Raw genomic sequence first — 22,814 nt, 5'->3', positions numbered from 1 at the left:
ATCCTTGTCACTGCGTCTTCGATTTTTGCTGGACACCAACATCTTGATCCCTCTTCAGGATTCCATGGTTGTGCTCCGGCCAAGCCTTACCAACTTCGTTCGATTGTGTAATGCGTACGGCCACCAAATGCTGTACCACCCCGCGTCAATGGAGGACATCCGACGGGACACCAATGTAGAGCGCCGCGATCGGACGTTAGCCAGACTAGGCCAATACACGCAATTGCAGAAAGGCCCCAGTTGCCCCTGGAATACCCCGCAAACGTCAGTTAACGATGCTTGTGACAACGAAATTCTGTATGCCCTTGAGCGGAACGCCGCTCACGCGCTCGTAACTGAAGATCAGGGATTACATCGCAAAGCGCGCGAACGTGGTCTGAACGATCGTGTTTATTTCATCCAATCTGCTGATGACTGGCTTCGCCGTCTGCATGAACCCGGTGATGTTCGACTACCAAACATTGACGACGTTGAACTGCACACAATCACCAATCAACTTGCCCAACCTTTTTTTGACAGTATCCGGGGGGACTACGCTGGCTTTGACGCTTGGTTCGAGCGCATAGCCAGAGAAGGTCGAAGAGCTTGGGTATACCGAGATGGCGCAAATCAGGGTGTAGCGGCTATCTGTATTTACACTGTTCAGACAGACGTGCAAATCACCGATGATGGTGATGTCCTCGAAGGCGACGCATTAAAGCTTTGCACGTTCAAGGTTGGCGATTCCGTTAGAGGGCGTAAGATCGGCGAACTATTCTTGCGGGCGGCCTTCCAGTACGCGACCACCCATCGTTGCGAGTGGATTTTCCTGCATGCGAATGACGAGCAGCAAAGCCATTTAAAGAGCCTAATTGAAGATTTCGGCTTCAGATATACGGGTGACTACAAGGGGGATGGTGTCTACGTAAAAATGCACCCAGTTAATCCATTAGCGCTCCAAATTGACCCATTCCAATATGTGCGGTTGTATTACCCGCACTATGTGGCGGGCCTCGAAGTCCAAAAGTTCCTAGTGCCTGTCCAGCCGCGCTTCCATGACGTTCTTTTCCCAGATTACTTAGCGCCCGGGCACGCACTACCTGAGGGCCATCCTCAACGCCATGTCGGGAACGCCATTAAACTTGCCTATCTCTGCCACACTCCCAGCAAACAGCCCCGGCCGGGTGATGTGGTTCTGTTTTACCGAAGCCACGATATGCGCGCGGTGACAACACTGGGAATTGTTGAAAGTTATCAGTACTCCGAATCCGCTGACGAGATCGCACGTATTGTGAGTCGCCGGACGGTTTATTCCGACCAGCAAATAGAGGAGATGGCGCAGACCGAAACCAAAGTGATGCTCTTCCGGCTGATCAAGCACTTTGAGCCCTCCGTGTCGTTCGAACAATTGCGCCGCCTACGGGTAGTTACGGGGCCTATTCAATCCATTACGAGTATTTCTGATGAGTCTTTTTCCCGAATCCTCCGAGCAGCCGAGCGGTAGGGCGGTCCTGCTATCGATTAAGCCAAAGTACGCCGACCTCATCCTCGCCGGAACTAAGCGAGTTGAGTTGCGCCGTAGTTGGCCATTTAGCGACATAGGGGTCATGGTGTTGTATTCGTCTGCTCCAGTCCAAAAATTGGTTGGCTTGGTCTTCATAGACGATGTTGTAGAGTGCGATTTTGAGAGTTTGTGGTCTATCGCCGACGCCAACGGGGGGGGAGTGACGTACGACGAGTTAAAAGCCTATGTTGAGGGTAAGAAGACGGCATTTGGGATCTTGATAAGCCGTGTAAGGGTTGCCGATGTCCAGATCGACCCCAAAGATCTATTCCCTGACTTCACACCGCCTCAATCATTCGCTTACCTAGAGCCTTTAGATTTCCACCGTACCATGCGGGCAATGTTTCCAAATGAGGAACAGGTATGAATATCTTTGTCGCTGGCGTACATGGCGTTGGCAAGACGTACTTGGCATCCAAGCTTCCACCCGATTTCGGTCTTTTGCATACATCTGCCAGTAAGCTAATCAAGGAAGAACGCGAGATGCCTGAATGGGGGAGCGACAAGAGGGTTGGCGATGTCGACGCCAACCAAATCGCACTTGCCACCGCAGTCAAGCGCTACAACGATGCTGGTACCCGCCTGCTTCTAGATGGACATTTTGTTCTTCTAAATAAAGAAGGCGAGTTCACTCCTCTAAGCCCAGACGTTTTTAGATCCTTAAATCTGAATGCCGCGGTGCTGATTGAAGCCGATCCACATACCATCGCTATGCGTATCCGCAAGCGTGACGAGAGAGAGATTGATATTGGCGAGACAGGGAAATTCATCGAAGCGGAGCGCACACAAGCGCAGGCGGTGTGTCATGCACTCGGAATTCCGTTGCATACTCTAAATACGCCAAGCGCTGATATTTTTGCCGAAACAATTTCTGCCACAGTATCAAAACCAGCAGGGGGGAAGTAACGCATGCTACTTGAATACAAAAAGTTCAAGCACACAAACCTCCAAGACCCTTTTTTTGATTCTCTTAAGGCGGACTACGCGGAGTTCTCTAATTGGTTCGCTAAGAAGGCTGAAGAATACGCATACGTTTTTACGGGAGACACTGGCTTGCTCGATGGCTTTCTTTACCTGAAAGGTGAAGACGGGCCCGTTGCTGATGCCGAACCGCCATTGCCTCCGGCGAGAAGAATTAAGGTAGGTACCCTTAAGATCAATGCACACGGCACCAAGCTTGGTGAGCGTTTCATCAAAAAAATCTTCGACAATGCTCTTTACGAAAGCGCGGAGGAAATCTATCTCACCGTATTTGAACACCACCAGAGCTTGCTTGGTCTCCTTCAGCGATATGGATTCGAATGTCGAGCGAAGAAGACCACGCCAAACGGTACTGAGCTAGTGTTAGTAAGGGAATTACACGGTAAGTACATTGATGTTGTTACGAGCTATCCGCAGTTCCATTTGAATCAAGAACGCGTATACTTGCTATCGCTTTACCCAAAATGGCACACGCGCCTGCTGCCGGATTCGATCTTGGCAAACGAGAACACCGACGTTGTTCAAGACATCTCTCACACTAATAGCATCCATAAGGTGTACCTTGCCAAGATGGAAGGGATGCAGGCTCTAAAACGTGGAGATGTCCTTCTTATTTACCGTACAAACGATGGTCTCGGCGCGGCCCATTTTCGCTCGGTAGCGACGTCAATTTGCGTAGTTGAGGAATATCGCTCGATCCATTCCTTTGCATCGCGCGAGGAATTCCTCGACTATTGCCGGCCGTATAGCGTGTTTACAGAAAAAGAGTTAATTGGGTTTTGGACGGACAAGAAGTATCCCCATGTGATCCGATTCACCTACAACGTGGCATTAAAAAAGCGCGTTACTCGAGGCACTATGATTGAAGAGGTTGGCCTCGATGGCAATGCGTACTGGGGTTTCATGCCAATCACCCATCAACAATTTACAGAAATCATCCAACGAGGAAAGATTGATGAAAGTCTTATTGTCCATTAAGCCTGAATATGCTGAGAAAATTCTCGAGGGCAATAAGCACTACGAATTCCGTAAAGTGATCCCCAAAGCACCAGGCGTTACCACCATCGTAATATATGCCACCAAGCCGGTTGGCAAGGTGGTAGGCGAATTTGATATCGACCAATTCCTGTCTGAAAGACCGAACGACCTCTGGTCAATCACGGCAGAGTACTCAGGTATTACGAAGCGCTTCTTCAATGAATATTTTCACGGCCGTAATAGAGCCTATGCGATTAAGGTCAAGGAGGCCAGACGCTACGATGAACCCCTAGAGCTTGGTTCTGTTTTACGTAGTGGCGTTGCACCTCAATCATTTTGTTATTTGACTTAATCGCCTTCGCGGGCCTAGCCAACCGATTGCGCTTGGCGTGAGCGTTACAAGGTGGCATTTTGAGAACCGAATCAGTGCAAGGCAAATATGCTTTGTACTGATTTTTTTCTTAGGCAGTTGCCAGGGTTTCCAATTTGACGTAATCCAATGATCTCCGACAAATAAGGCGGAGGGGCGTCTGTGGCCGAATATGTGAGCTCGGAGCCTCGCTCATTCGCCTCGCTGAGATATTCCCAGTAGGGAAGGCCGGAAAACCGTATCACTTCTATAGCCTGCCCCAGCAGCAGGAAAAATCTCATGATCAAACCGGCGTCGCTCCCGCTAGCCAGCGCGAAGCGGACTGATCTCTGCCACACGTTAAAGGGCTGCAATGGCCGAGGTACCGACTGTTGGCGTGAGCATGAGACCGTTTTTCGGCCGAATCTGACTTGACAGCTTGGGCGCTCTCGTGCAGCGGCACGGTCGTGCCACGCAGGCATGGTGGCATCTGTTTGCGAAAATTTTAGTTTGCGATTTGGTGCAAGTTTGAGTACTATCGCAAACAAATGGAAAAGACCCAATACCGCACCCCTGGCCAGCTCATCGAGGCATTGCTCAACGAACGCGGGTGGAACAACCGCATCCTTGCCGCTGTGCTTGAAGTCGAAGAAACGGGCATCAGCAAGCTGATCTCCAGCAAGAAGGCTGTCACACCGGAGGTGGCGATCTCTCTGGAGGAAGTGTTTGGTATACCCGCCGAGCGGTTTCTTGAGCTTCAGCGCAACCTTGATTTGGCCAAAGCACGCATCGTCACAATTCCCAATCCGGTGCGCGCCGAACGGGCCCAGGTGTTCGCCGAACTGCCCGTGGCCGAGCTGATCAAGCGCCAATGGATCAAGGCCGAGAACATTCGCGACTTGGATGCCGTAGATCAGGCGCTCTGCACATTTTTTGACGGCCAGAGCCCGAGCCAGATCGTACGCACGCCGCATGCGGCTAAGAAGACCTCCGCAGGCGAACAAGCGTCGGCTGCACAGTTGGCTTGGCTGTACCGGGTTCGACAGATCGCCAAAGAGCTACTGGTACCCAAGTATCAGGAATCCGTTGCGCGCGCTGCGCTCCCTAGGCTCCAGGCCTTACTCAGTGCTCCCGAAGAGGCACGGCACGTGCCACGCATCTTGCAGGAATGCGGCATCCGATTTGTCGTCGTGGAAGCGCTCAAGTCGTCCAAGATCGACGGTGTCTGTCTGTGGCTGGACGAGCACTCGCCCGTGATCGGCATGACGATGAGGTTCGACCGTATGGATAATTTTTGGTTTGTGCTTCGCCATGAACTGGAACACGTTTTGCTGGGCCACGGCAAGGTCGAGCCCTCGCTTGATGTTGATCTCAATGGGGATGTCGTCGATGAAGAAGAGAAGTTGGCCAATGCGGCTGCTTCTGAGTTTTGTGCGCCTAAGGCGCGCATCGACAGCTTCATCAAGCGCAAAGCCCCCCTCTTTCCAGAGCGTGACTTTCTGGGACTGGCGAAGGTGCTTGGCGTGCACCCGGCTCTCGTGGCCGGACAGATTCAATTCAAGACGGGCAGGTATGACCTGTTCCGGTCTCATCTGGCGAAGATTCGTGATCGCATATTGCCCAGTGCGGTTGTGGATGGCTGGGGCGACGTCGCCCCAGTGGGCTTAAGCTAAGGAAGCAGCATGACCAAAAATCAGAAGTTGCAAGCACTGATCAATCGGTACAAGCAGGAAACCGGAGAGAAGGTCGTCGATTTGGAAAAAGTTGCCGACTGGGCGATCAGCCAAGGAGCCATTCTTCCAAAGCCTAAGACTGCGCGTGAGCTATTCGCAGCCCAATTGGCCGATGCAGCACGTGCCGAGTATCGTGTCGACCCAAAGACTGGCTTGTCTTATCGTGCAAACCATGCACTGCGCAAAAGAACGCGCGATGGCCGGCAGATGGTGCTGTGGGTTGATATGGAAGATGCCACTCGCCCGCAGATGTTGTGGTCCCTCGCCGATCGCCGGCAGCAAATGGTTGGGGATGCTGTGCACCTCAAGATCGACGAGATGATCTGGAACAGTAAGCACCCCGACGAAGAGCCGATTCAGCAGGAGATGGATTTCACGTACGACGTGGAAGAGCGCTTGAATTCACCTGGCTATGGTACCGGCGAAGCCGCGTAATTTGGAAACTCAGTACTGATTGGAGTAGGCGTTGTGTACGCATGTCGCTCACTAAAGTCAGAGGCCACCTGAAACGGCCGGGCGACAGTTGGCAACTGGATGGCTGCTCAGGCCGAGGAGCGCCCCACTTTTCTGCCCTTCTTTGACATGTCGTCTGAGAGCAAAATTACGGTGCGGCGCATACGTGTGAAATACACACGTAAATGTGACGAGAAATTACGACTGAAGCAACAATTTTGGACTCCAGCTTCCTGGAGTGAGTAAGGTAGTTCTTCCTTTTCTTCGGGCTCAGCTTTCCCCCCGCTCCAATGTCCGCATCGTCCGAACGAACACCATCCCAAGAACTCTTTGAACTGCAACTGGTAAAGGAGATCTGTTCAGCTCCCAATGCGCTGGAAGCCCACCGCCTGTTCGAGAGGAACGCGGGCGCATTGCAGGAATGGCAGATCCTCTTTGCAGAGGAGAGCGACGCCGGGTCCATTAAGCTGCTGGACCAGACACTAGGTACCTCCGGCGTTGCGACATCTGTATTCCGGGGAAAATCGCTATGGTTGATGGATGCGCCATTTGTCTCGCAGTCCAGCCCAATGGGTTTTCATGGCGGCTCTGCCATGTTCGTAGACTCCAATGCGGCCACCTATATTCGCCATCTCGCTTACCAGGACGCTCCATCGCCAGAAGCGCTGATCAGAGCCGATCTGATTAACCAGGTCGGGGCAAGGCTGCAACATCTCAACCCCTATCTCTATCTGTGGGAATCGCTCCGCAGCTGGAACGATGAGACAGTTGCCAGATGCAAAGAATCAGTGGCCGCGATCCACGCACTATCGTCCTCAGGAAGCAAGCTGACTGCGGAATGGGGCCGGCGTTTCCGCTCAGACTTCCGTGTGAGCGCCGAGAATTTTGCCACCGGCCTGATTGTGGAGTTCGAACGAAACCTGAAGGCTGGGCTTTTTGCCGGCTTGGAGAATCAACTCGATCTCATTGAGGCCGTCCTGATTAGGAGCCAACTCATCGAGCTGACTTCCAAGAAGGCTAAGGAGCACAAGCTGGCGCAGTTGGTCGCCTACATGCACGAAGAACTGTCCACCGTCATGCTAAGGGAGCTGATTGTTTGCGGTGACATCTTGCTTCGTAGTAACCGGTCAAGAATTTCGAAGAAGCTCAACTCTATTCAGAACCATGCCGATCCTCTGGCGCTGATCAGAAACTGCGCTTGGGACATGTACATTCCTCGCGCTCTGGATGCCTTGACCTCCGTTACTCCTGACCAATCTCCTCACGTGGACTTCTATGTGGCGGAGGTGCTCAGCTTCGACGGCGATGTATCTGACATCATCAACACTACGAAGTTACGGGCGATTGCAGTGCATCGGCCCTCTAAGATGAATATCCCATTCTTCGATAGCGATGTCGCCGAGTGGTTAGGCAATCGCCTCGGGCCAAAACGTATGGATGCGCTGTCGGACTACTTCCTGCCGGAAGCATTCCTTGATCGAGCGCACCGCCGACCATCGACTTCAGTCCAGTCTATTCTAGAAGCAGACCGCAACAAGCTGATGCAGTTAATCCGCCAAAAGAAGGGCTGATATCGAACTCGGGCCGTCCGGACTGTTTGCAAATTAGTTGCATGGTCCGAGCCCTCGAATGCCGAAGCTGGCACAGCCTGCATTAACCCTTGCGTCTAACCTGTTGCAATAGGCAAATCAGAAACTCTTCACTCACCAACGGGGCATGGTTTCGTTGAGAGACCGCTTTCAACGAACTGCCTGAAGTAGTCGAGAGACTGTTCAGCGTCGGAGGTAGATATACCTCGTATCCTCATTCTTCTACGGCAGGAACGAACTTGCCGAAGCATCCGGTTAAGATCTCATCAGAACAGGTTGAAATTGCGGGGCGTACGACCATTTTCAGACATCCATTCCCTTCTCCACGCTGGAGACAGGAATTTCAATTCCTGAGAAAACGTCTTCAATCTTACGTGTGAGCTGAGATTGACCAAGTCAGAAATGGCGCCAATGCCCCCATTTCTGTAGTGTCCATGAAACATTGACGCCAAAAAAGCTCGCCCTTGCTCTAGCACGTAGCGTTCTGCATGAGACAGTTCGCGCGCAGAAATAGGAATGGCCTCGCCCAGCGAACGACTGCAATGCTGGCATCGGCTGAACCATGGAAAGCCACTTTTCCCGCTATCGGCAATGGCTAGGTCGACAGGGCTGTGTTGCGCTCGGCCGCAATGATGGCAGACCTCCTCCATTAGGCAATCATGCATCGGGCACCAGCGCCAGGCTATGAATCGCCAATGGATCGGAACATGTGGCACCCTCATTTCCCGGAGACAGGCAGGGCAATAACGAAAAATGGCCTTGGATTCGGACATGTTGAGGAAGCCAACAAGTCGCTCCGGATCCAGTTTCTCCAGCGAGCACGCGATTCTTTCGTGCACTTGGAGTACCGTTTGTGGCAGTTTGCACAACGCCCGCAATTCGGAAAGGCGAGCGTCACGCAGGTCACGGTCCAGATGCATGCGATCGCGTGGGTCGAGGTGAAGAAACGCCATCAGTTCTGTCAGACTGATCCCTTGTGACAATGCCAAGCGGCTCAACCAGGAACTAGCTGCCTCGAACAATTGGGGTTCCGGCACGTTGACCAGGAAGTTTGTCATTACGTTCTCCCCGTAGTCATTCGAATAAGCTCAATTGGCCCCGCTGACGACGCCCGCTTCCGCTTGCAGCGTCACGGCCTCCCTGCAACGTGGCGAGTAGCCAAGCCGCATAGCGGCGATCACTTTCTGAAATGCCGTGTGAACGCAAGCGTTCCAGAGCCGGTTGGTGAGCAAGCGGACCCAGCGATGCCAAATTACCCAGTTGATCGCCTATGGCGGTAAGACGCTCGAGCGCTCGCCCGACCTGTACACAGGTACCCTCGCTGCTCAAATGTCGGCGATCATCGGCATGCTCCAAAGCCGCGGGATGTGGGTGCAGTCCAATGGACAGAACAAAGCGTAAAGCTCCATCGATCGACAGCGTTGAGAGCAGTTTTGGTAGGCCAAAGGTTTCTGCCGGAATCGTCGTCTCGGGGTTTTTCAGGCGGGCTTCATTCCAGCGAATCCAGTTCGATACCCTCTCTGGCAGCGGCGGCGGCTGCTGAGCGGGAGCAGTCAAGAATCGACCGCAGCGGCAGATATCGATGGCCGGACGTTGCCAATCCAATAGCGCGCCACATACCGGACAACTGTCCATCAGGATGCATGCATGTTCGACGCAGCCGCAGATAGTGCGGAGTTGCCAAGCAGCGCGCGTATATTTCTGACGCTTTACGCAGAAAGGGCAAATGCGTGCCCGGCAGGCGAAGTTGATGGAACCCTTCCCAAACTCATGGTCCATGAACAAATAGCGCTGCGCGCCGCTAAGCAGCGTGGTCTGGATGGCTCGCCGCGCCAGCCAGGCGGTTGAAACGCCCGATATCCAGGCCAGTGCGGGACAACTTCGCGTTGGCAACGGCACCCAGTACGGCAGTCCGAGCCACTGCCTGAGATGCTGAAGATCCATGCCGTTCGCTTGTGCCGTTCGATAAAGCAGGCTGATTATTGACTCGTCGTCGCCTGGGGCAAGTCGGACCGGGAGGGGGGATAGTGGTTCACGCTGCATACGGATTGCTCCTGCCAGGCGCGTTACCGTTGACCGTGTCGAACGCTTTCCGAAGATGCTCCACCTGAACTGCGCTGACCTTCGATTCGGTGGCGAGCATCGCGGTTTCTACGATGAGGCGGCGGAAGGATCTGCGGTTGCCGTTGGTTGCCGTATGCGTGAGTGTGGCGATATCTGGGACGTTCAGAATCGAGAGATCAATGGCCGGAATTCCTTTGACGAAAGCGCTCAGGAATCCCTTCCATTCGTTGTCATCAGAAAAATGCGAAAAATCCATCCGGACCGTGATCCGGTCATCCAGCGCACGGTCCACGTGCTGCAGCCCGCCAAAGCTGGCGTCGGCCAGTAGAATCAGGCCAACGCCCGTCTCCTCCATCATTTCCCGCAGCGTATCCGAAGCGCCGCTTTCCAGAACGTCGGAATGGCGTGGCCGTGCTTGAGTTGCCAGGCAATGCCCCTGGTCGACAAAAACGACTTTGGTTCCGCGCTGGCGCAGGGCTTCAAAGGAGATGTCACGCATAGCGTAGGTTCTCCCTCGTCGAATTTGCGTGAACGGATATTTCAACGCATGCAGGAGGGCCGAAATGATGTGCCCTTGGGTAGGGGCGACCCGCAGTCGAAGGAAGATGGCGCCGAAGCCAGTTTCAAACAGGTCACTCGGCGGCAATGAAGCGATGAAATACTGGGCAAGCGATGTCTTCGCGGAGCCCGGAGGTCCCGTGATGATCATGCCCTGTGGTGTTTCCAGTATCTTGGATAGGCTGAATATTCGGTCGCAGGCGGCCAGCGCTGCTTTGAATTCGGAATAGGTGACATACAGGCTTTCGACCTGGCTGCCTACTCGCAACGCTTCAGCCCCATATTCCGCCAGGCGGCGGGTATTGATTTGGCGTTCCTCGGCTTCGACCGGGTCATCGATGTCGATAAAGTTGAATTCGTTGTTTTTCATGGCATGACGAAGGATTCAAAGTCGGGAATGGAAGGCTGGGCCTGAGAGATTTCGATGTCGGCGATGGCTGTCGTCGATATGCGTTCGGGACTGTCGGGATCTGATGGGGGCTCCATGACCTTGGCGGAAGTGGCGCCAGAAAACCTGGCGGCCAGTTTGGCGTCGGCACTGGTCTTGTAGGAGGTGGCCTCCATCCAGAAGTCGTGGAGACGCAGGTGCGCCTGCATCAGGTCTTCGTGAGCCCCCTTGAGTTTCAATTCGCGCCGGGTGAAGTTCCGGATGATCAGATGCTGGTTCCAGCTCAGGCCATTGGCGTACTCGAACCAGCGGCATGGGCTTTGAATCCAGCCCTCCTCTTCCGGATGGCGAACCCAAATGTGGCTCATGTTGTCGGGATCCCACTTCACCTGCACCTTGAACGTTTGGCCATAGCGTTTGCGTAAGGGCAGCAATTCCTGACGTCCATAGGGCAGCCCACGCAACTCAATGCCGCCAGGGCCCAGCGTCGTTGTTTTCGACAGCGCAGTCGTCAGGCGCAGGTTGTCGAAACTGAGCGGGAACGAAGCAGGGGGGCAGTATTCCAGCCCCTCCATCAAGAGATCGTAGGGGCGTGCCAGCTTCCGCTCGTTGATCTCGAAGGGATGGACGTCGGTTACGAACATCACCAGACCTTTAACAAGATCGGAGAACTTGATGGCGGCATCCTTGCGTGGGTCGATGTTCATCACGTTCGCGACACGCTTGTGGATGCGACCGCGGTTGAGCGAGAGATGGTCCAGCGTCGCAAAAAAGCGCTCGACGTGAGGTTTCAGCCACGGTGTGCGGACGCGGCAATAGGTCAGGTCGGAAGCGAGTTCCCAAGCCATCAGCTTGAAGACCGAGGCGTGGAATTCAAGGCCGTTGTCTACGATGATTTCGTCCGGTACGCCGCTGGCAAGCCAGGGGTGCTGGAGGGAAAGTCCGGACACGAACTGATCCTTAGGCATGATTGCATTGCGCAGGACGCCGCTAAGGGAGGAAATCCCGGCCCCATAGAAGCTGATGTAGATGCCGAGTACGTAATTGCTATAGGAATCGATAATGACCGTTAGCAATGGGCGACCTAGGGGGAGCCCAGTCCGGTCGCAGACCACGACCCAGTTAAGGGGGGTGTGATCGGCTTCGACTCTCTGCAAAGGGTAAGCGGCCCCGGCACCATCCATGACCGTCCGACAAACCATCCGGGCTCGGGCATGCCCTTCCCTAGCGGCGATCCGTCGGAACAGGTCGATTTCCCTCACGCGCCGTGAGAGGCTCGATAAACTGAAAACGGCTTCCGATTCTTCCAGTTTTTTCTGTTCAACCAGCCGCCGCGCTTCCCGGAGGATGAAGCGAAGCGTGTGTTGCAAGGAATTGCGTGACCGGGTCAGGTATTCCTTGATGATGTTGCGTTTGACGATTTCATCCATCAAAGGGTGAGTGCGGCGGTGAGGGCCGCGCATGGTGTTACCGTTGCGCAACGCGAGAGGATTGAGATTCGTATTCTGGTAACTGCGGATCCACGCCATCACCGAGCTGGCCGATGGCGGCTTCTCGTCCTTGATGCGCGTGGCAACGGTTGGAATCAGCTTTTCGATACGCGCGCGCTGTCCTCGTCCGATATGAGCTTTTTGGGCTGCCTTGACGTAATGCATCCGACGCTCAATGCCGGTGCGTACCTCATCCTTAAGTGAACGCAGGTCGATCAAATTTGGCTGAGCCAGGGGCACCCCAGGCTCTTTCGATGAAGTGTTGGTGCCGACCAGCACTTCGTAGGTGTTGTCCCAGATTCGCTTGGTCAGGGTCGCGCAGCTGAGAACGATGGGCCGACGGGTGAGACAGTCTTCAAACTGATATTCGTCGGGATTGAGTTGGCGGATCAGTTCCAGTGTCCGTTGTCCATGGCGCAGGACGAGGCCTGCGGAAAATGTGATTCGCATGTAATTGTCCGATTGAATGATTCCCTCGCATTGCTAGAAGGGATGCGGAGGGAGCTTGGTTCAGGATTGGGTGGCCGATTTCCAGGGCTTTATGCCGAGTGCTTCCTCTAGTGGGTTGTCGGCGTAGCTCCCCGGCTTGGGCGGCTGCCTGACGACAACCGAGTCGTCGAGCAGAAGGCGATGGCCAGTCGAGATTCGCTTGGTAGCGATCAGATGCAGGATGAGCTCAAGGCTAATGCGGGCCTTGCGGCGCAGTGTTCCCATGGGGAGACCTTCGGGGTACTCCGCCAGTAGTTGCTCGACGTGCTTGCAATCCGGTTGCGGGAAGATTGCCTTGGCGTATCGCAGAATCCGCTTGGTGCGTAGGTCAATGTTATGACGGCGCAATACCTTTTCGGTGACCACGTAGAAGGTGTAGCCCTTATCACGCAGAAAGGCAGCGGCACTGTCGAACAAGGATTTGTAGTCGGCCAGCTTGCGTTCGATTTTGATCTCGATGACGGCTTTCAAGGTCGAGTTCGAAAATGTCTGCAGGTAGTCCGGGGTATAGCCTTGGGGGCTGACGGGTAGGCGGAATGGTTGTGCCAGCAGCGCACTGGTCTGGGGAACCAGGGCGGCCCGGTGTACGTAATCGGCCTCCAGGGAGGATTCGGCGGCAACCGGGGTCTGCAGCAAGCCAGGCAGGTTGATGATCCGGACCGTTCGCGAGGGGGAGCGGGAAATGATTTTGCGATTGGAAGGTTCCATGATGGTCCTTGCGCTTGAAGATCGGATTGATCGTTCACAGGCGTGTTGAGGCAGCTAGTGCTGCCGACACCATCCTGACGAAAACGGACTCGGGGATTCGGCGGAATGGCCGACGAGGCGCAATAGGACTCTCTTCCATCCAACGAAGGGCGTTGACCTGGCCTTGGTGGAGGGCGATACTGAAGTTGTCGATCCGCAGTACCCCTCATAGGGAAAGAGCCGGCCTGCCCTCGCAGGCCGGTTTTTTTTACGGGCTCATATGTCTCTCCTCGCATGTCGAAATGTTGGATGAGGAACACATGGCTCCGGCGACCCGGTCCAGTATCGCGAGGTCGGTGGCACTCAAGCGACTTGCGATCATGATCAGTTGCGCCAGCATGTCCCGATGCGGGCCACCCGCCTCCGCGGATACGCGGGCAAGCAATGCAGCCGTTTTGGCTTCCAGTAGACGGGCGTGTTCTTCCTGGCTGGCCTGCAGGGCCTGAGCCAATCTGGCAATCTGCCGATCCCTAGGTGGTGGACGCCTGCCATTCTCAAGTCCGGCTACGTAGGATTGATCCATGCCTGCCGAAATGGCCAGCGCCTTTTGCGACAAGCCGCGAGCCTTCCTCAAGGTGACGAGGATTTTCGGAAAGGTCTCAGGATGGGGTTGGGGCGACATGGCTGACAATGGAAACAAGTGAGTCAACAAATATCAGTTGCCAGTCCCCGGGAATAGGGTGCAATTTCCCCCCATAAATCGCAGGAGAAACGATTTGTCATCGGCAAAAATTGCACAACCTTCGCTGTATTTGCGATCAGGCTATTTCATCGATCGCCTGCGGGCCGAGACAGGTCTGGGGATGGTCCGGCTGGAGCGGCGAATCCGTGAGCGGCAATACGAGGCAAGAGGACTCACTCCTCCTTCAGTCGATCTGGTGCGCGATTATTTCCGCCTGCATCGTGCCGTTGCGTTTGAACCTCGCTTGGGGAGGTCTGTGATAGCCCCTTGGCTGCTGGCCGCCGAACTTGAATTTCCCGGATCATCGCTGGCCTTTTTCCACCCGATATTCGACTGGCTGTTTGGACAGGTTGAATCGGCGATATTCTGGGATGCACATTTCCGGAAAATTCCAGAACCCTGGATTGCCGACGCTGCACGTCGAGGGGATGTGACGTTGGTTCAGGAATGGCGAGCGATAAACCGAGGCCAGTCCAAACTTCGGCATCGGCGCAAGATCAACGTTCCGCTGAACGACCTAGCGCTCATTCATTTGTCGATGATGCGATTGCCAGAGCCAATCATGTCCCAGCTATTTGAACGACAGGGATTAACCATGGGCTGGACGCGTCGCTATGGCGGGAAGCGTCAAATCCAAATGCTGTTGGAAAATCCGGGGGTAGATTCGCTCTGCGCCCTCGCGCTGCTTACAGATGAGGCCGTGAAGATCGGAGACGGCCTTCGTTTCGGCAGGGCACGCGAAGGTGCGATGGTCCTATTGAAAGGCATAGCGAGTTACCCTGGTTGCCAGCGGATCGGTAGTGCTTTGGAACGCCAATTGATGCTTAAGCTGAAAGCGGAGGAGTTCGCCCCAATGCGATACAGTCAAGCGCCTTGTTATGGAATTGGATTGCCGACCAGCTGGTTGGTAATGGCCGCAGAGAGGATGCTGGAGAGCCTTGTCACACCTACTAACCTAGACAATCCACGACCGATCATTCCCTGAGAACGTTCGTGCTCAATGTAGAAGTGATTGGCTCCTCTGCCGTTCAAGGAAATATTTCCGAAGAGAATTGCCTATCGAAACCAGTTTTATGTCACGGAAATTGATAAAGATGATCACATTACTTTTCTTCGACTGTGAATTCACCGATCTGAGCAGTTCAGCATCGTTGATCTCTGCGGGGTTTATTACCCAATCGGGTGATCACTTTTACGCCGAGCTTTCAGATTACGAAGAAGACGCCTGCAATGATTTTGTGAAGGCAACGGTTTTGCCTCTACTGTCCTTGTCCCCGATTTCAACGGCTGACTTTCTTTCCTCGCTGACCGATTGGCTCCGCAACTTAGGTGGCGATTTCCTGTTCATTGCCGATTCTAATTGGGACCAGAAGATACTGAATAAGACCTTCACTTCGCTCGGCAAAACCATGCCAGGCAACTGGCGTTTTCAGAAAACCCCGGACAACTTTACAAACGGCACGCAGCGCAATTTGTTCAACGATGAAATGGCGGCCTTTTTCCTGCGCCATCCGGATCAAAAACCGCACTTTGCCTTATCGGACGCCCGCGCGATCCGCAACGCCTACCTGCGAGCAGAGTCGGGATACTAAAGTAACAGATAACCTGCTGCGCCTAGTGTCAGGCGGTAGGCTATCGCGTGTGTAGCGGCGGCCCAGAAAAGACTATGCCCCCGGGGGCATGCTTGCGCAGAGGTCACACCGGAGGCTTGCTTTGATTCGATAATATCGCCTTATGTATTCTTGAGCAAACCGGAACAAGAACAACAAGGAAGTGGCGCAAAAATGTCTTGAGCACGAAAACCCCATCGCTGTCTCTTTATTTGATAGGATTTGGGAGCAGCATTGACTTGTCGGAAATGCTAACAAAAATGTGTGCTAAGCGAATAGAAATCGCCGGATGAACTCGTTCGTGAACGGAGTCAAAGCTCGCAATATTGGGCGCCAGCACGGAAGGCGAAATCCGATGCATTCCATTTTCGGGCTGACACCGTAGGTGCGCTACATGTTCATCGATGATTGCTTCAATATCGGTTACAGTTTCTGTTGAGTTTGGCCGAAAAAAAGCCCACATTGCCCCTTCCGCCGCTTTCGGTGCATACCTGCCATCCACAAAGCGAATCATCCCATCAGTGATATATGCCTTGGCGGGACGGCCGCCACCGATGACCTTGAATTCGATTATGAAATTTGGGGCACCAGATAATCGCCACTCAATGTCCGATCGGCCAATAATGCTCCGCTTGCCATCGGGCAGTAGATCGTAGTGGTTCAGTTCGGCGAAGAATTCTCCGTCAAAAGGTTGAGCCCCTGCCTGATACTCGGCATCGAGATACGCGGCCAAACCTTCCGTTAGCGCAGGCTCGTTACGGCTGGCGAATGGTTCTCCAATTCCGGAGTATTTTGTCTCGTAATCCAGCCACTTATTGACGAGATATTCGAGTATTTGTGCGGCCGGTGGGCGCCGCACAACCCATGTCCAGTCTGATGCTTTGTGGAGCCCAAGCAATCGCGTCACTTTTACGTCCGTGATTTAGAAAGGCTTTGGAATTGCATCGCGAGGCGATTCGCATCTTCGATAGCGCATCGTCGCATCCAAAAACGCGCAATCATAGGCTTTATCAGGAATATGCGATTGCCATCCACAATCGCAAGGTCTGGTATTGTTAGGAGGGTTTCCGCAGGCAAATCGGCCGCACGACGCAACGCAGCACTAAGCTCCTCGATTAAACAATCATCGCCGTATCGATCATTGGGAGCATTGCCACCAAGTGTAAGGACTGCAGCTGCCAGCGGGACACTGTGGCCAGTCCAAGTTGCGGCATGAATTTCTCCTTCGCCACCGGTCGCATCGCGCCACTTTTCAAGTGTTTGAGTGAGAGCTACACAATAGTTGTGCATCAATTCGGCGGTAGGTGCTTGGCGTAGCGGTCTCATCAGCGCGCGGTGGCGCAAGCTAGTTGGCTGTAAAGCTGGTCCCACCAGTGTCGCAAGCTCTTCAATCAACGCAACCTCATCGACCGTTAGCTTGAAGTAAGAGTAAACGAGTGCGTTAAGCTGCGGCTGTAGTTGTTCCCATTCGTGTGTTTGGAATATTTCGTTGCTCTCTTCTACTACCGCAAGCAACCTATCTGTTTCCTCCATAACACAGCGGGCATGAGCTGGTTCTGGATGTCGCTCAAGTGACCAAAATGGCCAATCCATAGCCTCGCAAACATGCAATTTTGGGCGTTCAGATGCAACACTGCTACTCAGGAGTAGCAGGAGCCAAAGGCCCATGGGGGATCGAATATAGGCGGTAAGGAAGCGGGCTGTTAGTCGGCCATCGAGATTGTTTGGCGCTGACAATACAGCGACCGAGTGTTGATACGTAAACAGCATTTCTGCATACGCTGCTTTGACGCCATCTTCAGGGTGAGCTCCATCGGTCCAGAGGACTCGCGGCCCCTCGAAAAGGCGTTTGGGGGTGATACGAGCAATCTTATCGAAGGGAAAGTCGCGGAGAGCTGATTTCGGTACAAACGGTAAGTCTCTGGTTAGTCCAGTGGTGGGGAGGAAGCGGTTTGTTGCCATCCAGTCAGGGACCTCCGTGTACCAAGTCTCCTCCGGGCGACGTCGGTCCTCGTCACGTGCATGAAACCCCTTTGCATCTAGCCAACCGTCCTGCACAAGGTCGCCAATGCAGCCGTAGCGCTTGAGTTTTTGTAGTAACGCAATGTCTGTTTTCGAGCCCCAGTAACGAATTGCGAGTTGCGCTTCATCGCTGATAAGCATAGAGGCGGATAGGTCTTCGCGATCACCGCCATGTACTGCGAGGCGACCAAAAGCAAGTGAAATATCTGTCTTTGGAGTCCAGTACTCAAAACTCTCGGCTTCCACACTGGTGAAGCGTTCTTCGGGCGGGCGTGCCTGTGCAATTAGCACAACGAATGGGTGAATTGCGTCAGCGAATATCAGTCGACGCATATCTGCGAAGTTGATAATTTTTTCAATGCGGTACCTGCCGAGCAAGTGTGCTCTGAAATCGCGTTGCGTAGGATCTGCTGATACAAATGGATTGACCGGCAGGATAAGTGCGACTCTTCCGCCAGGTTTGAGCGTGTCGGCAGCGCCCAAAGCAAATGCTGCTGCAATCTGACGCTTCGGTACGTGCGGTCTCGGTTTTTTTTGTCGCAACTGCCAAGAGCGCATCGCTTCGGCCGCAGGCTCATTCGCTGTTAGTTCGCGCCAAGGTGGGTTTGACAGGAAAATGCTGTACTGCTTGCAATTCGCGATTTCACTGGCGTTAGAGAAAAAATCGCCCTCTGCACCTCGCCTAATGTTGTGCGTGAGGCTCGGTAATTTATGGCCCCCTCTGCGCAGCTCTGCGAGATCGCGCGGATTCAAATCGGTTAGAAGTGCAAGATATAGACTGAAGGCAGTTAGTTGACAGGCGTCTTCATCTATGTCGCCACCAAAGATATGCTCCGTGAGCAGGTTGCGCCGAGTTATGAAGTCAGCTTCGGCAGGCAAACCATTGCGCGCGCTTTGGGTTTCGAAGGCGCGAATAAGACGGCGGAAAGCTGCAGTCAGCAACATTCCCGAACCGCATGCGCCGTCGAAGATGTACTCGCTCAGTACGTCTCGATCCTGAATAGCTAGATCAACAACCCAGTCGGCAAGCAGACGCGGTGTGTAATAGGCGCCTCGTTTGCGTTTCTCCTTTTCGGAAGGCAGTTGATTTTCCCCGGCCTCCTTGGTGGCCAGAAAGGTTTCGTAAATGCCGGCAATTAGCTCGATTGGGATCTGGCTAAAATCATATCGCCAGAAACTGGCCTGTCCAGTGCGAAGTGTTGTCTGGCTAAGAAACTTGGAAATCCAGTCAAATGCATCGTGGGAAAGATTTTCCCAACCAATCTCACTGTCGGCAGAAGTAAGAAAATCTCCGTTGAAATCCGTACGTAGGCGCTTGATCAGCTTGCGCAGCCCCGTGCTATCGCGTTCGCGGATGACATCGAACAAAGGCCGGACATGGTGTTGTGACCGGTAGGTTTCGCCGACAATCCCGCGATCTTCGAGGTATGTGATGAAGATGAGCCGAGCCACCAGTCTACGAGCGGCGGACGCATCAAGGTCACATCGCACAAGGTTCTCAACCAACACAATAATGTTATCTAGCAGAACCTTGTCGACGCGCTTGTGGGGATCAAACCAATCGTCACGGCCATTTAGGGCCTCTCCGCCAAGCAAACCGGAAACGGACCACGCGCGAGTCGCCTCTTCGCGCTCTTGTGACGAATAGAGCAAGGGAGTGGCGTTAGGGTTGTCGACTGACCATGCCTCAAGCGAGTTGGTGTCGGTAATGAGTACTACACGAGCCAGATTCTGATTCCATAGGCGCTCGCAAAATTGACGCAATTCGTTGCGCCGAACTTGAGGGTCGGAACTAAGCTGTTGTTGGTCGAGTAGGCACACGGTTGGCACCCGGTCGACGCAAAACACCGCTTGCGCGGGAAGGCCGTAATTTGGCGTCAGAATTGCGCGAAGTTCTGGTGCAAATGGGTGAAGGTCTACTGTCTGGGCGCCACCGCGCACCAGTGCCCCATCTACTCTATCGTAGCCGAGCTCTGCGACCCAAGGTCCGAGAGATTCTGGTCGCTTATCCATTTTCTAACTTTGGCGTATGCAGCTCTTTGTTGCTAGTGTGTATTAAAATAATGATATCATTTTAAATATTACATGTCATTAAATTAATACTGTGTCGAGAACACTTTCCGTGGAGCGCGAGCCGACTGTGGATGCAGTAAAGCGTGGCAGGCCGCGAAAAAGCGCAGATGCCGCACCATCTCCAGATCAGTTGAGGAGACTTGAGTTCATCGAGCGAGCTGCTCTGTGGGTCGGCCGTATTGGTCGACGTGCAGTGGCCTCTACGTTTGGTGTAAGTGTTAGCCACGTATCGCTTGATTTTCAGCGATATCGAGCGATGGCACCTCAGAACCTAAGCTATGACATCGCGGAGAAGTGTTTCCGTCCAACGAAGCAGTTCAAACCAATCTTCGCAATTGATAATCCTGCGAATCTGCTGACTACAATTGCTGCAACTGCCTGGTTGCCCGACCAGGAGCGCGGACGCTTGCTTGGCTTTGCGCTTCCCGTCGACGGGATGCCTCCTTTTGCCGTCGCAATCGACCGAGAGTTGCTTGCGGCGATTTGCCGCTGCATTACAGGGGAGACAGCGCTTCAGGTGAGTTATCAGTCATTGACAACCCCGGAGCCTGTAAGTCGCTACTTCGTACCGCATGCTCTAATTTTTACAGGTCTGCGCTGGTTGGTTCGAGGATGGGATGGTCGTCACAAAGCTTATAGGGATTTGGCCCTCGCACGTTTTGTAAGCGCTAGAGAAACATCCACATTTGAGAGGGGGCCGCGAGATGAGGATTGGTTTGAGCTAGTTAGCTTGCATATTGCGACTGCCAAGGGGCTCTCTTGTGGTCAAGCGGAAGTGACCGCTCGTGAATATGGGATGAAACCCGATGGGGATGGGGGTTATCTCGTTGAGCTCAAGTTACGACGGGCTGTGCTTCCTTACGTTCTCGACTATCTCCGTTTGAGGCCGAGTGACGCGTTTGCTGCCGCAAGCCCGATATGTCTTCGTAACTATTCAGATGTTGCTGAATTTGACCGGGGCTACAAAAAATAGTGATTTCCCCCAGCGCCCCGTTGTATCAGTTTTATTCGCAAGAACTTGTCCATTTTCCTTGTGGAGCTTCTTTGAGTAATCGAAACCCATCTGGAAATTCTTCAGCTTAGGGTGAAAATTCAGAATTAAGTGACAGAGTTTGGTGAAAATTCAGAGTTAATTGAGAAACCAGTTCAGAGGGCTCTGGTTTGTTTTCCACTATCGTATTGAATTACAAGAGGCAGCACTTTGCTACTCAATGAAAACCGACACTGAGGGGGGTTCCTTCGTTGGGGGAACGGTCTGGGGCTTCTAAAGTCTCACTGTTGCATCAGCAAACCAGCCAGAATTCATTCTGGACAGCGTCGCCGCGGCCACGTAGTATCGCCGCCCCTTCTGCAATTCCTTCCGATGTCTCACTCTTCTTTCGCCCGCGCTTGTGGTATCGATTTCGGCACATCCAATTCCACCGTTGGCTGGCTGAGGCCGGGGCATGCGACCCTGTTGTCGCTGGAAGACAGCCGGCCAACGCTGCCTTCGGTCGTTTTCTTCAATGCCGAAGAGAGTTCGGTGAGTTTTGGCCGGGCCGGGCTCAGGGAGTATCTCGACGGGTATGAGGGCCGCCTGATGCGTTCCCTAAAAAGCTTGCTGGGGAGCAGCCTGATTGACGGTCGCACCGAGGTTCAGGGCACGGTCGTCGCATTTCGTGACTTGCTGACCCGGTTCATCGCCACCTTGAAGGAACGGGCCGAAGCACAAGGTGGCCGTGGCTTCGAGCAGGCGGTTCTCGGGCGGCCGGTGTTCTTCGTTGATGATGATCCTGCGGCCGACCGCCTGGCCGAGCAGACGCTGGCCGATATTGCCCGTGATGTCGGTTTCAGCGAGGTCAGTTTTCAGTACGAGCCGATTGCCGCCGCCTTTCACTACGAAACCACGCTGGCGCATGAAGAAGTGGTGCTGGTGGCTGATATCGGTGGGGGAACCTCCGATTTTTCCATTGTCCGCCTTTCTCCGGCGCGAGCCCGGGCGGTGGAGCGCTGGAGCGATGTGCTGGCCAACACCGGGGTCCATATCGGCGGGACTGATTTCGACAAGCAGTTGAGTCTGGCCACTGCCATGCCTTTGCTGGGCTACCGCAGCCGACTCAAGAGCGGTCGGGAAATTCCCTCCAGCATCTACTTCAACCTCGCCACCTGGCACACGATCAATTTCGCTTACGCCCGCCAGGTGTGGAGCGAGCAGCAGCGTCTGCTCCTCGATGCCCTGGAGCCGGAAAGCCTCAATCGTCTGCTGGCCCTGATCCAGGAGCGGGCCGGTCACTGGCTGGCGCATCAAGTCGAACAGGCCAAGATCGCCCTTTCCGATGGTGAGACAGCAGCCCTCCCCTTGGAGCGCTTTGCCCCGGGCGAGCAAAAGACGCTGACGCGCCTTGAGTTTGATCTGGCGACGGGAATGCTCGTGGAAAAAGTCGAAGCCGCGGTCTCCCGTCTGCTGGCCGAGGCAGGGCTGGCAGCAGCCGGCATCGACACCATTTTCTTTACCGGCGGCTCAAGCGGAATCCCCAGTCTGCGCCGCCGTATCTCGGCTTTGATGCCACAGGCCAGGGTGGTCGAGGGCGACCTGTTTGGCAGCATCGGGGCGGGTCTGGCGGTGGATGCGGCGCGCCGATATGGCACCGTGGATACGCCGCCTCGCCACAGGAGCGCATGATGGATGTTCGGATAAATGACTGGCTGGACAGGCAGAGCGCCGATGTCCGGGCCGAACTGGACAACCTGCTGGCCTACCAGCCCGAGCCCGAGTTCATCCAGGGGCTGGCTGATCGGCTGCCTGTCGTTCCTGCAGCCGGGCTGATCGATCTCTATTACGACATCTTTTATTGCTGCCAGCCGGCGTTCAACATTGCCGTCAGACAATTGCATGTGCCCGAAGCGCTTTCCGGCTTTTTACGGCTGGCCGAAAGCGCCTTGGTCGATCCCGACGACTTTACTGCGTTCTCAGCGTCCTGGGCGGACGAGGCTGAGGATATTGACGAGGTGATTTTCTGGCTGAAGCGCCGGGCAGCGTTGAAGGCAGCTTCCCGGCCGCCGGCGAAATAAGCGGGCCGCCTTCG

Annotated in this window: 21 protein-coding genes; 13 read left to right on the top strand and 8 right to left on the bottom strand. The window is 54.3% G+C overall.

Translation table 11 applies throughout. The features are described from left to right. Window positions 1-4 precede the first annotated feature (4 nt). From KI617_RS18265 to KI617_RS18230, 8 genes are all read left to right on the top strand, one after another. Window positions 5-1,483 carry a PIN domain-containing protein gene (locus KI617_RS18265; protein WP_226448749.1) on the top strand — a complete coding sequence of 493 codons (1,479 nt, stop codon included), beginning with the start codon at window positions 5-7 and terminating at the stop codon, window positions 1,481-1,483. Further along, the gene (locus tag KI617_RS18260; RefSeq protein WP_226448747.1) at window positions 1,443-1,910 is read left to right on the top strand and encodes an ASCH domain-containing protein; all 468 of its coding nucleotides are present in this window, start codon (window positions 1,443-1,445) and stop codon (window positions 1,908-1,910) included. The genes KI617_RS18265 and KI617_RS18260 overlap by 41 nt, the downstream gene beginning before the upstream one ends. Next, the gene (locus KI617_RS18255; protein ID WP_226448745.1) at window positions 1,907-2,449 is read left to right on the top strand and encodes an ATP-binding protein; all 543 of its coding nucleotides are present in this window, start codon (window positions 1,907-1,909) and stop codon (window positions 2,447-2,449) included. The genes KI617_RS18260 and KI617_RS18255 overlap by 4 nt, the downstream gene beginning before the upstream one ends. A gap of 3 nt (window positions 2,450-2,452) precedes the next feature. Beyond that, window positions 2,453-3,502 (top strand): hypothetical protein, encoded by a 1,050-nt coding sequence (locus KI617_RS18250; protein WP_226448743.1) that lies wholly within the window; start codon window positions 2,453-2,455, stop codon window positions 3,500-3,502. After that, a complete protein-coding gene (locus KI617_RS18245) occupies window positions 3,480-3,854 on the top strand; it encodes an ASCH domain-containing protein (protein WP_226448741.1) in 375 nt (124 codons plus the stop codon). Before KI617_RS18250 ends, KI617_RS18245 begins: the two co-directional genes overlap by 23 nt. A 545-nt stretch (window positions 3,855-4,399) precedes the next feature. Beyond that, window positions 4,400-5,524, top strand: a complete 1,125-nt coding sequence (locus KI617_RS18240) for a HigA family addiction module antitoxin (RefSeq protein WP_226448739.1) — start codon at window positions 4,400-4,402, stop codon at window positions 5,522-5,524. Between the two features lie 9 nt (window positions 5,525-5,533). Beyond that, complete coding sequence (locus KI617_RS18235) at window positions 5,534-6,019, top strand: hypothetical protein (RefSeq protein ID WP_226448737.1); 486 nt, start codon at window positions 5,534-5,536, stop codon at window positions 6,017-6,019. Between the two features lie 308 nt (window positions 6,020-6,327). After that, window positions 6,328-7,608 (top strand): hypothetical protein, encoded by a 1,281-nt coding sequence (locus KI617_RS18230; RefSeq protein WP_226448736.1) that lies wholly within the window; start codon window positions 6,328-6,330, stop codon window positions 7,606-7,608. A 284-nt stretch (window positions 7,609-7,892) separates the two neighbouring features. On the opposite strand, the gene KI617_RS18225 is transcribed toward KI617_RS18230, so the two are convergent. The 6 genes from KI617_RS18225 to KI617_RS18200 all read right to left on the bottom strand — a co-directional run bounded on the left by KI617_RS18225 (window position 7,893) and on the right by KI617_RS18200 (window position 13,984). After that, window positions 7,893-8,684, bottom strand: coding sequence for a TniQ family protein (locus KI617_RS18225; RefSeq protein ID WP_226448734.1), 792 nt, complete (start codon window positions 8,682-8,684; stop codon window positions 7,893-7,895). A 16-nt stretch (window positions 8,685-8,700) separates the two neighbouring features. After that, a complete protein-coding gene (locus KI617_RS18220; RefSeq protein ID WP_226448732.1) occupies window positions 8,701-9,669 on the bottom strand; it encodes a TniQ family protein in 969 nt (322 codons plus the stop codon). Then, window positions 9,659-10,618: a TniB family NTP-binding protein gene (locus tag KI617_RS18215; protein WP_226448730.1), complete on the bottom strand. Its 960-nt coding sequence runs from the start codon at window positions 10,616-10,618 to the stop codon at window positions 9,659-9,661. The genes KI617_RS18220 and KI617_RS18215 overlap by 11 nt, the downstream gene beginning before the upstream one ends. Beyond that, window positions 10,615-12,576: a Mu transposase C-terminal domain-containing protein gene (locus KI617_RS18210; RefSeq protein WP_226448729.1), complete on the bottom strand. Its 1,962-nt coding sequence runs from the start codon at window positions 12,574-12,576 to the stop codon at window positions 10,615-10,617. The genes KI617_RS18215 and KI617_RS18210 overlap by 4 nt, the downstream gene beginning before the upstream one ends. 60 nt (window positions 12,577-12,636) lie before the next feature. Continuing rightward, complete coding sequence (locus KI617_RS18205) at window positions 12,637-13,323, bottom strand: Tn7 transposase TnsA N-terminal domain-containing protein (RefSeq protein WP_226448727.1); 687 nt, start codon at window positions 13,321-13,323, stop codon at window positions 12,637-12,639. A 247-nt stretch (window positions 13,324-13,570) separates the two neighbouring features. Then, window positions 13,571-13,984, bottom strand: coding sequence for a helix-turn-helix domain-containing protein (locus KI617_RS18200; protein WP_226448725.1), 414 nt, complete (start codon window positions 13,982-13,984; stop codon window positions 13,571-13,573). Between the two features lie 94 nt (window positions 13,985-14,078). Here KI617_RS18200 and KI617_RS18195 point away from each other — a divergent pair, with 94 nt between their 5' ends. Both KI617_RS18195 and KI617_RS18190 read left to right on the top strand, forming a co-directional pair. Continuing rightward, a complete protein-coding gene (locus tag KI617_RS18195; RefSeq protein WP_226448723.1) occupies window positions 14,079-15,029 on the top strand; it encodes a hypothetical protein in 951 nt (316 codons plus the stop codon). 109 nt (window positions 15,030-15,138) lie between these two features. Beyond that, on the top strand, window positions 15,139-15,636 hold the full coding sequence (locus tag KI617_RS18190) for a hypothetical protein (protein WP_226448721.1): 498 nt from the start codon (window positions 15,139-15,141) through the stop codon (window positions 15,634-15,636). Between the two features lie 226 nt (window positions 15,637-15,862). Here the strand turns inward: KI617_RS18190 and KI617_RS18185 are convergent, their stop codons facing one another. After that, window positions 15,863-16,561, bottom strand: coding sequence for a hypothetical protein (locus KI617_RS18185; RefSeq protein WP_226448719.1), 699 nt, complete (start codon window positions 16,559-16,561; stop codon window positions 15,863-15,865). A 2-nt stretch (window positions 16,562-16,563) separates the two neighbouring features. Next, complete coding sequence (locus tag KI617_RS18180) at window positions 16,564-19,689, bottom strand: Eco57I restriction-modification methylase domain-containing protein (protein ID WP_226448718.1); 3,126 nt, start codon at window positions 19,687-19,689, stop codon at window positions 16,564-16,566. A 316-nt stretch (window positions 19,690-20,005) separates the two neighbouring features. Here KI617_RS18180 and KI617_RS18175 point away from each other — a divergent pair, with 316 nt between their 5' ends. From KI617_RS18175 to KI617_RS18165, 3 genes are all read left to right on the top strand, one after another. Continuing rightward, on the top strand, window positions 20,006-20,722 hold the full coding sequence (locus KI617_RS18175) for a WYL domain-containing protein (RefSeq protein WP_226448716.1): 717 nt from the start codon (window positions 20,006-20,008) through the stop codon (window positions 20,720-20,722). Between the two features lie 390 nt (window positions 20,723-21,112). After that, window positions 21,113-22,411, top strand: coding sequence for an Hsp70 family protein (locus tag KI617_RS18170; RefSeq protein WP_226448714.1), 1,299 nt, complete (start codon window positions 21,113-21,115; stop codon window positions 22,409-22,411). Then, on the top strand, window positions 22,408-22,800 hold the full coding sequence (locus tag KI617_RS18165; RefSeq protein WP_226448712.1) for a hypothetical protein: 393 nt from the start codon (window positions 22,408-22,410) through the stop codon (window positions 22,798-22,800). The genes KI617_RS18170 and KI617_RS18165 overlap by 4 nt, the downstream gene beginning before the upstream one ends. The last annotated feature ends 14 nt before the right edge of the window (window positions 22,801-22,814 follow it).

The organism is Ferribacterium limneticum (assembly GCF_020510625.1).
GTDB classification, from domain to species: Bacteria; Pseudomonadota; Gammaproteobacteria; order Burkholderiales; family Rhodocyclaceae; genus Azonexus; species Azonexus limneticus_A.
This window is presented reverse-complemented; position numbering and strand designations above follow the sequence as displayed.